This window comes from Kitasatospora sp. NPDC043950 (genome assembly GCF_056435345.1).
Genome location: NZ_JBWKER010000066.1, coordinates 1 through 15721, shown reverse-complemented (window position 1 = coordinate 15721; position 15721 = coordinate 1). Strand labels below are relative to the sequence as shown.

Annotated in this window: 12 protein-coding genes and 1 pseudogene; 6 read left to right on the top strand and 7 right to left on the bottom strand. The window is 72.0% G+C overall.

Annotation, left to right across the window (positions count from 1 at the left end; all coding sequences use genetic code 11):
- Nucleotides 1–221 precede the first annotated feature (221 nt).
- Both AC07BF_RS32655 and AC07BF_RS32650 read left to right on the top strand, forming a co-directional pair.
- On the top strand, nucleotides 222–503 hold the full coding sequence (locus AC07BF_RS32655) for an HPr family phosphocarrier protein (RefSeq protein WP_360258304.1): 282 nt from the start codon (nucleotides 222–224) through the stop codon (nucleotides 501–503).
- Nucleotides 504–644: 141 nt separating this feature from the next.
- Nucleotides 645–1457, top strand: a complete 813-nt coding sequence (locus tag AC07BF_RS32650) for an LAGLIDADG family homing endonuclease (protein ID WP_363584485.1) — start codon at nucleotides 645–647, stop codon at nucleotides 1455–1457.
- Nucleotides 1458–1495: 38 nt separating this feature from the next.
- On the opposite strand, the gene AC07BF_RS32645 is transcribed toward AC07BF_RS32650, so the two are convergent.
- From AC07BF_RS32645 to AC07BF_RS32635, 3 genes are all read right to left on the bottom strand, one after another.
- On the bottom strand, nucleotides 1496–2689 hold the full coding sequence (locus AC07BF_RS32645; RefSeq protein WP_400988766.1) for an RtcB family protein: 1194 nt from the start codon (nucleotides 2687–2689) through the stop codon (nucleotides 1496–1498).
- 315 nt (nucleotides 2690–3004) lie between these two features.
- Nucleotides 3005–4369 carry a M16 family metallopeptidase gene (locus AC07BF_RS32640; RefSeq protein ID WP_350880226.1) on the bottom strand — a complete coding sequence of 455 codons (1365 nt, stop codon included), beginning with the start codon at nucleotides 4367–4369 and terminating at the stop codon, nucleotides 3005–3007.
- 20 nt (nucleotides 4370–4389) lie between these two features.
- Nucleotides 4390–5751: a M16 family metallopeptidase gene (locus AC07BF_RS32635; RefSeq protein WP_478334304.1), complete on the bottom strand. Its 1362-nt coding sequence runs from the start codon at nucleotides 5749–5751 to the stop codon at nucleotides 4390–4392.
- A 250-nt stretch (nucleotides 5752–6001) separates the two neighbouring features.
- On the opposite strand from AC07BF_RS32635, the gene AC07BF_RS32630 reads away from it, so the two are divergent.
- The gene (locus AC07BF_RS32630) at nucleotides 6002–8452 is read left to right on the top strand and encodes a DNA gyrase/topoisomerase IV subunit A (protein WP_363584491.1); all 2451 of its coding nucleotides are present in this window, start codon (nucleotides 6002–6004) and stop codon (nucleotides 8450–8452) included.
- 95 nt (nucleotides 8453–8547) lie between these two features.
- Entirely contained in the window at nucleotides 8548–9450 is a 903-nt protein-coding gene (locus AC07BF_RS32625) for a sucrase ferredoxin (protein WP_363584493.1), read from the top strand.
- A gap of 151 nt (nucleotides 9451–9601) precedes the next feature.
- On the opposite strand, the gene AC07BF_RS32620 is transcribed toward AC07BF_RS32625, so the two are convergent.
- From AC07BF_RS32620 to AC07BF_RS32610, 3 genes are all read right to left on the bottom strand, one after another.
- Nucleotides 9602–10678: an ABC transporter substrate-binding protein gene (locus AC07BF_RS32620; protein ID WP_350880086.1), complete on the bottom strand. Its 1077-nt coding sequence runs from the start codon at nucleotides 10676–10678 to the stop codon at nucleotides 9602–9604.
- A 121-nt stretch (nucleotides 10679–10799) separates the two neighbouring features.
- A complete protein-coding gene (locus AC07BF_RS32615; protein WP_363584495.1) occupies nucleotides 10800–11675 on the bottom strand; it encodes an ABC transporter permease in 876 nt (291 codons plus the stop codon).
- Complete coding sequence (locus AC07BF_RS32610; protein ID WP_063349366.1) at nucleotides 11665–12489, bottom strand: ABC transporter ATP-binding protein; 825 nt, start codon at nucleotides 12487–12489, stop codon at nucleotides 11665–11667. The genes AC07BF_RS32615 and AC07BF_RS32610 overlap by 11 nt, the downstream gene beginning before the upstream one ends.
- Before the next feature lie 219 nt (nucleotides 12490–12708).
- Between AC07BF_RS32610 and AC07BF_RS32605 the strand changes: the two genes are divergently transcribed.
- Complete coding sequence (locus AC07BF_RS32605) at nucleotides 12709–14304, top strand: sensor histidine kinase (RefSeq protein WP_363584497.1); 1596 nt, start codon at nucleotides 12709–12711, stop codon at nucleotides 14302–14304.
- Nucleotides 14304–14993, top strand: coding sequence for a response regulator (locus tag AC07BF_RS32600; RefSeq protein ID WP_363584499.1), 690 nt, complete (start codon nucleotides 14304–14306; stop codon nucleotides 14991–14993). The genes AC07BF_RS32605 and AC07BF_RS32600 overlap by 1 nt, the downstream gene beginning before the upstream one ends.
- A 67-nt stretch (nucleotides 14994–15060) precedes the next feature.
- Here the strand turns inward: AC07BF_RS32600 and AC07BF_RS32595 are convergent.
- Nucleotides 15061–15507 (bottom strand): annotated as a pseudogene (locus tag AC07BF_RS32595) (sodium:solute symporter family transporter); the annotation flags it as partial.
- Nucleotides 15508–15721 lie beyond the last annotated feature (214 nt).

Here is a 15721-nt window from a genome sequence, read left to right as displayed (position 1 = left end):
CACATTCGTCAGGTTATCCGGCAGTGAGCCGAATGGCGCCGGGTGCACACTGGCTGCAGGGTGGGCAGGGCCGCCGGCCGGGCCTTATGCCCCGAAAAGAAACAATCACAAGTCCCGAACGCAGCGGCTCGCAGGGACCGCCTGCGTGCAACACTGGTCTAGACAACATGGCCGCTTCCCCGAGCACGGCCGTAACCAGCTTCACCGGAAAGGCACGTCTCATGGCTGAGCGCCGCGTCACCATCGGTTGGGCCGAGGGCCTGCACGCCCGTCCCGCCTCCGTCTTCGTCCGGGCCGTCACGGCCACCGGCGTGCCGATCACCATCGCCAAGCCCGGCGGCAACCCCGTCAACGCCGCCTCCATGCTCGGCCTGCTCGCCCTCGGCGCCCAGGGCGGCGACGAGGTCGTCCTCGCCTCCGACGCCGAGAACGCCGACGACGCGCTCGACCGCCTCGCCAAGCTCGTCCAGGAAGGCCTCGACGAGCTCCCGGCCGCGGCCTGAGCCGACTCGACCAACGGAAGCGCCCGGCAGCCATAGCGCTGCCGGGCGCTTCTGTTCGCGGAATCGATCGCATCCACACCATCGAGCGAACTGGTGAGCGATCACGCTCCTTCGGCGATTGATCGCACAGATGCTCGCCGCATGACGTTCTTCGACCTCGAACGACCCGAGCACGCCTACATGTTCGCCTTCCTCCAGGCAGACGGACACCTCACCGAGCAGTCCCGCAACCGTGGTCGGCTCTCCGTGGAACTCTCCGCGCGCGACGCGCCCATCCTGGAGGAGTTCCAGCGGCTCTGCCCGTACAACAGCAGCATCCGATACCGGACGCGCAGCACGAATTTCAAGACGGAGCACACCTCGGTGATGTGGACCGTCTGTGCCCGGGAGTTCCGCGAGGAGTTGCAGGGCCTCGGCCTGCCGGTGGGGCGGAAGTCCGAGATCGTCGCGCCGCCGAGCGTGCCGTTCTCCGAGCGCGACTACCTGCGCGGCCTCATCGACGCCGACGGCTCGGTCGGCCTCACGTCCAAGGATCTGCCCTTCGTCAGCCTGGCCACCAAGAGCGACGCAACGGCCGTCTTCACCGCCACCTATGCAGAACGCCTCTGCGGAGCCCGACGCAAGCTCAACCGCAACAAGCGCGACAACATCTACAACATCCTCTTCCTCGCGGAAGCTGCTGTGGCCTTGACTACCGATCTCTACTACCCGGGCAGTCTGGCACTACCCCGCAAGCAGGCCGGTGCCGATCGAGTCAGCGCGTGGGTTCGCCCACCGACCATGGGGTTCGCTCCCCCTCGGCGCGGTTGGACTCCAGAGGAGGACGAAGTGATCCTCACCGCACCAAACATGGAAGCGGCCTCCGAGTACCTGGGCCGAACGCTCAAGAGCTGCAAGGTCCGTCACTGGCGACTTGCCGGCCCGAAACGTCCGAGAGTCTTTCCGCAGCGGTGAGGACGGCCCCTGGCGATGCCGGGGGCCATCTCGTCCGACTACCCCTTGACGCAGACGACCTGCTTGAGGTGGGCGACCACCTCGACGAGGTCCTTCTGCTGCTCGATGACCTTTTCGATGGACTTGTAGGCGCCCGGGATCTCGTCCACGACACCGCTGTCCTTGCGGCACTCCACACCCTTGGTCTGCTCCACCAGGTCCTGCGTGGAGAACCGCTTCTTCGCGGCGCTACGGCTCATCTTGCGGCCGGCGCCGTGCGAGGCCGAGTTGAACGCCGCCTCGTTGCCGAGACCGCGGACGATGTAGGAGCCGGTGCCCATGGACCCCGGGATGATCCCGTAGTCGCCCGTGCCGGCCCTGATCGCGCCCTTGCGGGTCACGAGCAGGTCGACACCGTCGTACGTCTCCTCCGCCACGTAGTTGTGGTGGCAGCTGATGACCTCGTCGAAGGTGACCTTCGCCTTGGTGAACTCGCGACGGACAACGTCCTGGAACAGCGCCATCATCACCGCGCGATTGTTCTTGGCGTACTCCTGGGCCCAGAAGAGGTCCTGTCGGTAAGCAGCCATCTGCGGGGTCTCCGCGATGAAGACCGCGAGGTCCCGGTCGATAAGACCCTGGTTGTGAGGAAGAGACCGTGCCACCTCCATGTGGTGCTCGGCTAGTTCCTTGCCGATATTGCGCGATCCAGAATGCAACATCAACCAAACAAAACCGGTCCCATCTAGGCACACTTCCGAAAAGTGGTTGCCGCGCCCGAGCGTTCCTATCTGCTGCATGGCCCGCTCACGCCGCCAATGCACCGCCGGAGCGACCCTCTCAAAGCGCTGCCAGAAGCCGTTCCAGCCAGCCGCCTGAAAGCCGTAGAGCTTCGTCGGGTCAACCGGTTCTGTGTGAACGCCAGCGCCAACCGGGATGGCCTGCTCGATCTTGGAGCGGAGGCGGGACAGGTCGTCGGGGAGGTCCTCGGCGGTGAGGGAGGTCTTCACCGCGCTCATTCCGCAGCCGATGTCGACACCGACCGCCGCCGGGCAGACGGCGCCCTTCATGGCGATGACGGAGCCGACGGTCGCGCCCTTGCCCAGGTGGACGTCGGGCATCACGGCGAGGCCGTGCAGCCAGGGCAGGGAGCTGATGTTGCGCAGCTGCTGCAGGGCCTGGCCCTCGACGGTGGCCGGGTCGGTCCACATCCGGATCGGGACCCGGATTCCGGGCACCTCGGTGTACGTCATGGTCGAACGACCTCCAGCGGTCGGGTGGTTCGGGGAAGGGGGTGCCGCGCGAAGAAGCCCGGTGCGGCTCGGGGAAGTTCGGGGGTGGGGCTCAGGCGCCCTGGGCACAGGGGGAGGACGGCCTCGGGGAGCGTCGGCGTATGGCTCGCTCGACCCGCATGGTGACCGCCTCCCTTCGTTCGTCGTCGTTCGTCGTCGTTCGTCCGTGTGTGCCGGGGATATCTATCCACGGAACGCCGCTGGCCCGCAACGGATTTAACAACGCGACGGCCCGGCGGAGCGGGTGCTCCACCGGGCCGTACGGTAAACGCCGGGTCAGCTGACGACGGTGACCTCGCCGATGCCGAGGGCCCGCACGTCGTCGGCGATGACGGCGGCGTCGCCGACCAGCACGGTGACCAGGCGGTCCGGCGGGAAGGCGGCGACGACGGCCTCGGTGGCGGCGGCGGTGGGCAGTTCGGCGAGCTGCCGGTAGACCTCGGCCTGGTAGTCGTCCGCGAGGTACTGCTCGACCTGGTCGGCCAGGGTGCCGGCGACCGAGCCCGCGGTCTCGTACTTCAGCGGTGCGACGCCGACCAGGAACTGAACGGCCTCGTCGCGCTCGGCGTCGGTGAGGCCCTCGGCGGCGAGGGTGCGCAGGATGGTCCAGGTGTCGGCGAGCGCCGGGGCGGTGGAGGCGGTGTCCACCGAGCCGCTGATGGCGAGCAGCGAGCGGCCGCTGCCGTCGGCGGCGGAGCGCAGCGGCTGGGCGAAGGAGCGGACGCCGTAGGTGTAGCCCTTCTCCTCGCGCAGGACGCGGTCGAGGCGGGAGGTGAGGGTGCCGCCAAGGCAGTAGGTGCCGAGGATCTGGGCGGCCCAGACGGGGTCGTGGCGGTCGGGGCCGATGCGGCCGATGAGGAGTTGGGTCTGGACGGAGCCGGGGCGGTCGACGATGACGACGCGGCCGCGGTCGTCGGCGGTGACGGGGGCGTGGGCGGAGGCTTCGGCGGTGTTGCCGGTCCAGGTGCCGAGGGTGCTCTCCAGGAGGGCGGGCAGGTCGGTGCCGGTGAGGTCGCCGACCACGACGACGGTGGCGGTGGCGGGGCGCACGTGGGCGTCGTAGAAGGCCTTGACGGCGGCCCGGTCGATGGCCTTGACCGTGTCGGCGGTGCCGCTGCGGGGCCGGGAGAGGCGGTCGGCGCCGTCGAAGAGCTCGGCGTAGAGGGCCTTGGCGGCGCGCCGGGCGGGGTTGGCCTGCTCGTGGACGATCTCGTCGAGGCGGTTGGCGACGAGGCGCTCGATCTCGTCCTCGGGGAGGGCGGGGGCGCGCAGGGCGTCGGCGAGCAACGAGAGGCCGCGCTGCAGGCGGGAGGCGGGGACCTCCAGGGAGACGCGGATGCAGGGGTGGTCGGCGTGGGCGTCGAGGGTGGCGCCGGCGCGTTCGAGTTCGGCGGCGTACTCCTCGGCGGTGAGGGTGTCGGTGCCTTCGCTGAGGGCGCGGGCGAGGATGGCGGCGATGCCGTCGAGGCCGTCGGGTTCGGCGGCGAGCGGGGCGTCGAGGAGGACCTCGACGGCGACGAGCTGCTGGCCGGGCCGGTGGCAGTGCAGGACGGTGATGCCGTTGCCGAGGGCGGCGCGCTCGGGGGCGGGGAAGGCCCAGGGGCCGGGGGTGCCGGGCTCGGGCTGGGGGTGGAACGTCATGGCGGGGACGTAGTCGGTGCTCATGCGGCGGCACCCTCCTCATCGGTGGCGGCGGGGGCGTCGGTGTCGTCGGCCGTGGTGGGCTCGTAGACGAGGACGGCCCGGTTGTCGGGGTGGAGCCGGGCCTTGGCGACGGCCTGGACCTCCTCGGCGGTGATGTCGAGGACCTTGGGGAGGGCGTCGTTGAGGAGCTTGGGGTCACCGAACAGGACGGCGTAGCGGCAGAGTTCGTCGGCGCGGCCGGCGACGGTGGTGAGCCGGTCGAGCCATTCGCGCTCGATCTGGGCCTGGGCCCGTTCGAGTTCCTCGGGGGTTGGGCCTTCGGCGGCGAAGCGGGCGAGTTCCTCGTCGACGGCGGCGTCGATCTGCTCGATGGTGGCGTCGCCGGAGGTCTTGACGTCGAGCCAGCCGAGGCTGGGGGCGCCGGCGAGGCGGAGCAGGCCGAAGCCGGCGGCGACGGCGGTGCGGTCGCGGCGGACGAGCCGGTTGTAGAGGCGGCTGGACTCGCCGCTGCCGAGGATGGTGAGGGCGAGGTCGGCGGCGTCGGCGTCGCGGGTGCCGTCGTGCGGGAGGCGGTAGGCGGCCATCAGGGCGCGGGAGGGGACGTCCTCGCGGACGTGCTCGCGCAGTTCGCTGCCGATGGTGTCGGGGAGTTCGCCGGAGCGCGGCGGCTGCTTGCCGTCGTGGGCGGGGATGCTGCCGAAGTACTTCTCGACCCAGGCGATGGTCTGCTCGGGGTCGATGTCGCCGACGACGGTGAGAACGGCGTTGTTGGGCGCGTAGTAGGTGCGGAAGAACGCGCGGGCGTCGTCGAGGGTGGCGGCGTCGAGGTCGGCCACGGAGCCGATCGGGGTGTGGTGGTACGGGTGGCCGTCGGGGAACGAGAGCGCGGTGAGCTTCTCGAAGGCGGTGCCGTAGGGGACGTTGTCGTAGCGCTGGCGGCGCTCGTTCTTGACGACGTCGCGCTGGTTCTCCATGGACGTCTCGTCGAGGGCGGCGAGCAGCGAGCCCATGCGGTCGGCCTCCAGCCAGAGGGCGAGCTCCAGCTGGTGGGCTGGCATGGTCTCGAAGTAGTTGGTGCGCTCGAAGCTGGTGGTGCCGTTGAGCGAGCCGCCGGCGCCCTGGACGAGCTCGAAGTGCCCGTTGTTGGAGACGTTGGCGGAGCCCTGGAACATGAGGTGCTCGAAGAGGTGGGCGAGGCCGGTGCGGCCCTTGACCTCGTGGCGGGAGCCCACGTCGTACCAGAGGCAGACCGCGGCGACCGGGGTGAGGTGGTCCTCGGAGAGGACGACGCGCAGGCCGTTGGCCAGGCGGTGCTCGGTGATGGCGATGGCAGCGCCATGTCCTCCGGTGGAGGCGGATGCGGGGGCCGGGTTGGCCATGCGCTCGGGTCCTTCCCGTCGTCGATGTCGGGGTTCGTGTGGCGTCCCCCATTGTGGTGCAACGCGCGGGGGGCGTGTTCGTGTCCCGCGCAGACAGGGCGTTCGCCAGGGGCGGAAGAGGGGCGCTGGCCGGGAGTGTCGGCGCGAGGGTCCACAATGGGGGCGCCGAGCCCTGTTGACGAGGGTCGGCGGATGGACGTCAGAGACTGACCGAGACACAGCAAGCGAGACGTAAGGGAGCCCCGCCGCGATGGCCCGCCGCAGTTCGCAGACCCCGCCGCCCGGAGACTTCGAGGAGCGGATCCTCGATGTCGACGTCGTGGACGAGATGCAGGGCTCCTTCCTGGAGTACGCCTACTCGGTGATCTACTCGCGTGCGCTTCCGGACGCGCGGGACGGTCTGAAGCCGGTGCACCGCCGGATCCTGTACCAGGCCAATGAGATGGGCCTGCGGCCGGACCGCGCGCACGTGAAGTGCGCCCGTGTGGTGGGCGAGGTGATGGGCCGGCTGCACCCGCACGGCGACGCGTCGATCTACGACTCGGTCGTCCGGATGGCGCAGCCGTTCTCGATGCGGCTGCCGCTGATCGACGGGCACGGAAACTTCGGTTCGCTGGGCAACGACGACCCGCCGGCGGCGATGCGCTACACGGAGTCGCGGCTGACGGCGGCGTCGATGGCGATGGTGGAGTCGATCCACGAGGACACCGTCGACTTCGGTCCGAACTACGACGGCAGCGAGCAGGAGCCGTTGGCGCTGCCGGCGGCGTTCCCGAACCTGCTGGTGAACGGCGCGACGGGCATCGCGGTCGGCATGGCGACGAACATGCCGCCGCACAACCTGTCCGAGGTGGTGGCGGCGGCCCGGCACCTGATCAAGCACCCGACCGCGGACCTGGACACGCTGATGCGGTTCGTGCCCGGTCCGGACCTGCCGACGGGCGGGCGGATCGTGGGCCTGTCGGGGATCCGGGACGCGTACGAGTCGGGCCGCGGCACGTTCAAGATCCGGGCGACCACGACGGTCGAGGCGGTGACGGCGCGCCGCAAGGGCATCGTGGTGACCGAGCTGCCGTACAACGTCGGCCCGGAGAAGGTCATTTCGAAGATCAAGGACCTGGTCAACGCGAAGAAGCTGCAGGGCATCGCGGACGTCAAGGACCTGACCGACCGCGAGCACGGGCTGCGGCTGGTGATCGAGGTGAAGAACGGCTTCGTGCCGGAGGCGCTGCTGGAGCAGCTGTACAAGCTGACGCCGATGGAGGAGACCTTCGGCATCAACAACGTGGCGCTGGTGGACGGCCAGCCGCTGACGCTGGGACTGAAGGAGCTGCTGGAGGTCTACGTCGACCACCGGTTCACCGTGGTGCGGCGGCGCAGCGACTTCCGCCGGCGCAAGCGGGAGGAGCGGCTGCACCTGGTCGACGGCCTGCTGGTCGCGCTGCTCGACATCGACGAGGTCATCGCGATCATCCGGTCGAGTGACAACGCGGGGCAGGCGAAGGAGCGCCTGATGGAGCGCTTCTCGCTGTCGGAGACGCAGACGGCGTACATCCTGGACACTCCGCTGCGGCGGCTGACCCGGTTCGACCGGGTGGAGCTGGAGCAGGAGAAGGCGAAGCTGAACGCGGAGATCGCGGAGCTGACCGAGATCCTGGACTCGGACTCCCGGCTGCGCAGCGTGGTGTCGTCCGAACTCGGCGCGGTGGCGAAGCAGTTCGGGACGGAGCGGCGGACGGTGCTGCTGGAGGCGGGGGCGGCGCCGTCGGCGGCGCTGTCGGTGCCGCTGGAGGTGGCGGACGACCCGTGCCGGGTGCTGCTGTCGTCGACGGGCCTGCTGGCGCGGACGGCGGACGGGGAGCCGTTCGAGCTGTCGGAGAAGCGGTCGAAGCACGATGTGATCGTGTCGGCGGTGCCGGCGACGGCGCGGGCGGACGTGGGTGTGGTGACGTCGGCGGGCCGGGTGCTGCGGCTGCCGGTGATCGATCTGCCGGCGCTGCCGCCGACGCCGTCGCCGACGCTGGCCGGCGGGGCGGCGGTGGGCGAGTTCCTGCGGTTGGAGGCCGGGGAACGGGCGCTGGCGCTGACCACGCTGGACGAGTCCTCGCCGGGGCTGGCGCTGGGCACGGCGCAGGGCGTGGTGAAGCGGGTGGTACCGGAGTGGCCGGCGAACAAGGACGAGTTCGAGGTGATCGCCCTCAAGGAGGGTGACGAGCTGGTGGGCGCGGTCGAACTGCGCACCGGCGAGGAGGACTTGGTCTTCATCGCTTCGGACGCGCAGCTGCTGCGCTACCCGGCGGGGCAGGTGCGCCCGCAGGGCCGTCCGGCGGGCGGCATGGCGGGGATCAAGCTCTCCGACGGGGCGCGGGTGCTGTCGTTCACGGCGGTGGATCCGGCGTCGGACGCGGTGGTGGTCTCGGTGGCGGGGGCGTCGGGGACGCTGAGCGGCGAGGAGCAGACGTCGTGGAAGGTGACGCCGTTCGAGCAGTACCCGCGCAAGGGCCGGGCGACGGGCGGTGTGCGCTGCCAGCGGTTCCTGCGCGGCGAGGACGGTCTGACGTTCGCCTGGGCGGGCGTGGCCCCGGCCCGGGCGGCGTCCGACAAGGGCGCGCCGGTGGACCTGCCGGAGCGCGACCCGCGCCGTGACGGTTCGGGCACGCCGGTGACGGCTCCGATCGCGGTGGTGGCCGGCCCGGCGTAGGGCGCGGGCGTGGTGGAGGAGGGGTGCCGGAGCCGTCCGGCGCCCCTCCTTCGTCGTTCCGGGGCGCGGCGGGTGCCGAGGGTAGCCTTACCCGGGTGAGCACCTGTGCGACGCTGTCGCGTGAACTGTCGGAGCCGCTGACCGCCACCGCCGCGGTCGCGACCACCTGGCTGCTGGTGGAGCAGAACGGGCCGTGGGGCGCGAAGGCGCTCGGGGAGAGCCACCTGGACCCGGCGACGGGGCGGGCGCTGGACGCGGCCGCGGCGGGCACCGGGGTGCGGGTGGCGCTGATCCGGCGGCCGGGGCGGCACGCGGACTGCCTGCCGACGGCGCGGCACGAGGTGGTCGTGGCGCACACGGTGCCGGGTCGCGGCTGGGTGCGCCGGGCGGAGGTGGCCGATCCGGCGGAGCTGCTGGAGCTGGACTTCGCGGCGCTGGGCGTCGGTGACCACGGCGGTTTCGGGGTGGAGCACGTCGGCGGCCCGTTGGCGCTGGTGTGCACCAACGGGCGGCGGGACCGCTGTTGCGCGCTGCTGGGCCGCCCGTTGGCGGCGGAGCTGGCGGCGGCCGGGCACAGCGAGGTGTGGGAGGTGACGCACCTGGGCGGGCACCGCTTCTCCCCCACGATGCTGGTGCTGCCGTACGGCTACGCGTACGGGCGGCTGACGGCGGAGGCGGCCAAGGAGGTGCTGGCGGCGACGGCGGCCGGGCACATGGTGCCGGCCTGGTCGAGGGGCTGTTCGGGCTGGGAGCGTCCGGGTCAGGCGGCCGAGCACGCGGTGCGGTTGGCGACCGGGGAGACCGGGGTGGACGCGCTGACGCTGGCCCAGCGGCCGGACGGCGCGGGCCGTTGGCTGGTCTCGGTGCTGCACCAGGACGGCCGGGCCTGGGAGGTGGACGTGATCGAGGCGGTGAGCGAGCCGGCGCGTCCGGAGAGCTGCGGCAAGGCGGCGGGGACGCCGTCGCGGATGGACGTGCTCTCGGTGCGGGGTCGGTAGCGGGACGGAAGCGCGCCGGCAGGGTCTTCAGCAGGTCGGGAGCGCGCGGGCGGCCCCGCGCCCGTGGGGGTGAGCGCGGGACCGGAGCGCGCGGGCGGCCCCGCGCCTGCTGTCCACGGAGGTGCGCGGGGCCGTCACGTCGGGTGTCGGCTCAGCCGGTGACGGCCTTGCCTACGAACTCGGTGGTGTAGGTGCGGGAGAGGTCGATGGTGCCCTCCTTGCCCTTGACGTCCGGGTGGAAGGCGGCGAGCACGGCGAGGACGGTCTTGGGGCCGTCGGCCGGCATCACGCCGTCGGTGGTGAACATCGGCAGGGTCGCCTTGATCGCGGCCGCGTACTGCTCGGCGCCGCCCTGCGCGTAGTCGGCGGGCATCTTCGCGGCGATCTCCTCGGGGCTGTGCGTGGACATCCACTTGAGGGTCTTGACGAAGGCGTTGGCGAGCTTCTGGGTGGTGTCCTTGTTCTTCTCCACCCAGTCGGTGTTCATGTAGAGCGAGGACGACGGGTAGAGGCCGCCGAGGGCCTCGCGGGAGCCCTCGGGTGTGCGCATGTCGTAGAGGATTTTGCCGAGGCCCTTGTCGAGGACGTTGGCGACGGTCGGGTCGGTGGTCATCCCGCCGTCGATGCTGCCCTGTTGGAGCGCGGCGATGAAGGTCTGGCCGGCTCCGACCGCGATCGGGCTGAACTCGCTGACGGCGGTGCCGTTCTTGACGGCGAGGTACTTGGTGAGGAAGTCGGTGGAGGAACCGATGCTGGTGACGCCGAGCTTCTTGCCCTTGAAGTCGGCGCCGGACCTGATGGCGTCGGCCTGCTTGGTGGAGACGAGTTCGACCTCGCCGGGGGCCTGGGAGAACTGCACCACGGACTCGACGATCTTGCCCTTGGCCTGGAGGTCGATGGTGTGGTCGTAGAAGCCGACGGCGCCCTGGACGTCGCCGGCGAGCAGCGCGGTGGTGGCGTTGACGCCGGCGGGCTCGCTCATCAGCTCGACGTTGACGCCCGCGTCGGCGAAGAAGCCGAGCCGCTGGGTGAGCATCGCGGGCAGGTAGATGACCTTGTCCAGGCCACCGACCATGATCTTGACCTTCGGCCCGTCGACCTGCCGGCCGGCCGGGGCGGCGGCGCCGTGGGTGGTCGTGGCGGCGTCGTTGGCGCAGGCGGAGAGCGGGAGGAGCAGGACGGCGGCGAGGGCGGCCGCGGCGGGTCTGCCGATCGGGTTCGGGCGCATGGGTGGGGGTGCCTCTCTCTGCGAGGGGGGGATCAGCGGCGCAGGGGGTTCAGCGAAGCGGGGGGTTCGCGACGCAGGGGATTCGCGACGCAGGGGATGGGGTTCAGCGACGCAGAGGGGCTCAGCGGCCGTCGCCCGTGTCTGCGGGCTTCCAGCGGAACAGCTTCGTCTCGGCGAAGGTCAGCAGCCCCTCGGTGAGCAGCGCCACGACGGCGAGGATGGTCATGGCGGCGTACACGCCGGCCGCGTTGAAGGTGCCCTGGGCGGCGGCGACGAGCAGGCCGAGGCCCTTGGTGGCGCCGATGTACTCGCCGACGATGGCCCCGATCAGGGCGAAGCCGAAGCTGACGTGCAGGCTGGTGAAGATCCAGGTGGTGGCGGCGGGGATGACCACCTGGAGGGTGACCTTGCGGCCGTCGGCGCCGAGGATGCGGGCGTTGGAGACGAGGTTGCGGTCCACCTCGCGGGCGCCCTGGAAGGCGTTGAAGAACACCGGGAAGAACACCAGGACGACGGCGGAGGCGACCTTGGAGGCCGGGCCGAGGCCGAACCAGATCAGGAAGATCGGGGCGAGCACGATCCGCGGGATGGCGTTGAGCACCTTGATGTAGGGCCCGAACACGTCGGCCAGGAAGCGGACCCGGCCGAGCGCGATGCCGAGCAGCACACCGCAGATGACGCCGATCACCCAGCCGGTGAGGGCCTCGTAGAGGGTGTAGCCGATCTGTTCGCCGAGCGAGCCCTGCGCGGTGCCGTGGGTGATCCACTGCCAGATCTGGTCCCAGATCCTCGACGGCTGCGAGAAGTTGAACGGGTCGATGACGTCCGTGCGGGCGCAGACCTCCCACAGTCCGAGGAAGGCGACCAGGACCGCGACCCGGGCCCCGTAGACGGTCAACCTCCGGTTGCGGGCGGCCCGTTCGCGGGCCTCGGTACGGCTGGCGGGGGTGGCCGCCGGGGGCTTGTCGGCGACGGCCGACGCGGTCTCAAGCGGCACGACCCGCTCCTCTCTCCCGGGTGATGCGCACCTCTTCGCCGAGCGAGGCCCAGATCTCGCGGTACAGCTCGACGAACCTCGGTTCCAGCCGGACGGCCTCCACGGTGCGCGGTCGTGGCAGGTCGACGGTGAAGATCTCCTTGACGGTGGCCGGTCCGGCCGTCATGACGACGACCCGGTCGGCGAGCGCGATGGCCTCGTCCAGGTCGTGGGTGACGAAGACGACCGACGCGGCGTTCCCGGAGGACCTGGTCCCGGCCCACAGCTCCAGCAACTGGTCGGACATCAGGGCGCGGGTCTGCACGTCCAGCGCCGAGAACGGCTCGTCCATCAGCAGGATGTCCGGGTCGTTGACGAAGGTCTGGGCGAGCGCGACGCGCTTGCGCATGCCGCCGGACAGCTGGTGCGGGTAGCGGTCCTCGAAGGCGGCGAGGCCGACGCGGCCCAGCCAGTCCCGGGCCCGTTCCCTGGCCTCGGCGGTGGGCACGCCGCGGAAGCGCGGCCCGGCCATCACGTTGGACAGGACGGTGCGCCAGGGGAAGACGGCGTCCTGCTGGAAGACGAAACCGACCTTGGGGTGGATCCCGCGGACCGGCTCGCCGTCCACTCGGACCTCACCCTCGGTGGGCTCCTCCAGGCCGCTGACCAGGGTCAGCGTGGTGGACTTGCCGCAGCCGGTGGGCCCGACGACGGCGACGAACTCGCCTTGGGCGACGGTCAGATCGAGATCACGGACGGCGGTGTGCAGGGCCCCGGACGGGGTGCGGAACCGTTTCGTCGCGCCAGTCAGCTCGATCGCCGGGGTTGTGCTCATTCGATCCTCCCGGGTCTGTGCTTGCCCCGGAAAGGTAGGAGCGGGCCGGGCCCGGGCGGGAGCCTTCTCGGCGTACTGCGGTTTCTCCGCATTGAGGGGTGTTCTGCTCCTTTTGCTTCCGCTACAACTGCGGGGACGCGGCTGACAGAAACACGCCGGAAACGTAGGGTGTCCCGACCCTGACGTACCCGCCCCCACAGCCGCCGAGAGGAGGCCCGGATGAAGCTGCCCCGCTGGCCCCGCCGGGTCTTCGCGCAACTGCTGCTGAGCCAGACCGTCGTCACCGTCGGTGTCACCACCGTGACCGCCGGCCTGTTCCTGGCCCCGGTCAGCAGCGAGCTGGACCACGACGCGATGCAGCGGGCGCTGTCGATCGCCCAGGCCACCGCCACCGACGAGGCGATCGCCCGCGCCGCCGACGCCCGGGACTCGGCGACCGCGCAGCGCAACGCCGAGCAGATCCGGCTGGCCACCGGCGCGAGCTTCGTGGTGGTCACCGACCTGGACGGGATCCGGCTCTCGCACACCGACCCGGAGCGGATCGGCCACCGGGTCAGCACCGATCCGGAGCCGGCGCTCAGCGGGCTCAGCGTCACCGCGATGCAGCAGGGCACGCTGGGCCGCACCGCGCGCGGCAAGGTGCCGCTGCGGGCCGCGGACGGCCGGATCGTCGGCGAGGTGTCGGTCGGCATCAGCGACGACTCGATCCGCCGCCGGCTGCTGAAGATGCTCACCGGGATCCTGCTGTGCGCGGGCGCGGGCCTGGCCGCGGGGACGGTCGCCACGCTGGCGCTGGCCCGGCGGCTGAAGCGCCGCACCCACAACATCGCGCTGGCCGACATCTCGGCGCTGCTGGTGGAGCGGGAGGCGATGCTGCACGGCATCCGCGAGGGCATGGTGGCGCTGGACGAGCGCGGCCGGATCCGGCTGGCCAACGACGAGGCGGTGCGGCTGCTCGGCCTGCCGGAGGACTGCACCGGGCGGCCGATCCACGCGGTGCTGCCGCCGGGCCGGCTGGCGGACGTGCTGACCGGGCGGATCACCGGCGCCGACCTGCCGGCGGTCCGGGACGACCGGGTGCTGGTGGTCAACCGGATGGGCACGGCCGAGGGCGGCGCGGTCGTGACGCTCCGCGACCGGACCGAACTGGAGTCGCTGGTCCGCGAGTTGGACACCACGCGCAGCCTGACCGAGGCACTGCGCGCCCAGGACCACGAGCACGCCAACCGGATGCACACCCTGCTGGGCCTGCTGGAGCTGGGCCGCCACGAGCAGGCGGTGGCGTTCATCTCGGAGCAGTCCGGTTCGCACGCGGTGGTCGCGGCGCGGATCGCCGAGCAGGTGCAGGATCCGCACGTCGCGGCGCTGCTGGCGGGCAAGACGGCGGTGGCGGGCGAGCGCGGGGTGCGGCTGGCGCTGGCCCCGGCGGCGCACCTGCCGGACGCGGTGGTGGACGCGCGGGCGCTGGTGACGGTGCTCGGCAATCTGATCGACAACGCGGTGGACGCGCTCGCGGCGGGTGGGGGCGGCCGGCTGGAGGTGACGCTGGCGGCGGCCGGCTCCACACTGCTGCTCCAGGTCGCGGACAGCGGCCCGGGCGTGCCGGAGGAGCTGCGCGAGCAGGTCTTCGAGGAGGGGTGGACCAGCAAGGACGCGCCCGCGCACCGTCCGCGCGGGCTGGGGCTGGCGATGGTGCGGCGACTGGTCGAACGGACCGGCGGCCGGATCGTGCTCGACGCGGGACCGCTCGGCGGCGCCCGGTTCACGGTCGAGCTGCCCGAGGCCCTGCTCACCCCTCAGCTCGTGGAGGCCTGATGATCGACGTACTCGTGGTGGACGACGACTTCCGGGTCGCGGACGTGCACGCCGCGTACGTGGCCAAGGTGCCGGGCTTCCGGGTGACCGGTACCGCGCACTCGGCCGGGGAGGCGCTGGCCGCGCTGGAGCGCCGCCCGGTGGACCTGCTGCTGCTCGACCACCACCTGCCGGACGAGACCGGCCTGGCGCTGGTGCGCCGGCTGCGGGAGCGGCAGGTGGCCTGCGACGTGATGATGGTGACGGCCGCCCGGGACGTGTCGACGGTGCACGCCGCGATGCAGCACGGCGCGCTGCAGTACCTGGTCAAGCCGTTCACCTTCGCCGGCCTGCGGGACAAGCTGGTCGCGTACGCGCAGCTGCGGCACGCGCTGGCCGGCCCGGCGGCCCGGGAGGCCGGCCAGGACGAGGTGGACCGGCTGTTCGCCACCCTGCGCAGCGCCGCCGCCCCGGCCGGCCCGCTGCCGAAGGGGCACTCGGCGCCCACCACCGACCTGGTGCTGGGGGTGCTGCGCCAGGCGGGCCGCCCGCTGTCCGCGCAGGAGGTCGCGGACGCCACCGGGCTCAGCCGCTCGACGGCGCAGCGCTACCTCAAGCAGCTGGAGCGGGACAGCCGGCTGCGGCTGACCCTGCGCTACGGCGACACCGGCCGCCCCGAGCACCGCTACGGCCTGGCGGTCCGGACCTGACACCACGCCCGGACGTGGGGGAACCCCGGCGGCCCCAGGCCCGCCGGGGTTCCCCGGGGCGCGGCGCTCAGGCCGCGCCCGCACCGGTGAGGGCGCGCACCTCCAGCTCGGCGAAGCGGTCCGCGTCGGCCGGCTCGGGCGAGGTGATCGTCCCGATCCAGCCGGCCAGGAAGCCGAGCGGGATGGAGATGATGCCGGGGTTCTCCAGCGGGAACCAGTGGAAGTCGACGCCGGGGAAGAGCGCCACCTTGGTGCCGGAGACCACCGGGGAGAAGACGACCAGCACGATCGCCGGGACCAGCCCGCCGTACACCGACCAGACCGCGCCGCGGGTGGTGAACCGCGACCAGAACAGGCTGTACAGCAGGACGGGCAGGTTGCTGGAGGCCGCCACCGCGAAGGCCAGGCCGACCAGGAAGGCGACGTTCAGCTGCTGGGCGTAGAGGCTGATCGCGATCGCGGCCGCGCCGATCCCGACGGCCGCGAACCGTGCCACCCAGACCTCCTGGCGCTCGCTGGCCTCGCCCGTCGGCTCGGCCTCCGCCACGTCCCCCGCATCCCCCGCCTCCCCCGGCCGGGAGGCCGGGACGGCGGCACGCCGCCGGAAGGGGCGCCGGGGGGGGGGGGGGGGGGGGGGGGGGGGGGGGGTGGCGGGGGGGGGGGGGGGCGGGGGGGGGGGGGTGGGTGGGGGGAGGGGGGGGGGGGTGGGGGGGAGTGAGGTTGGCGGG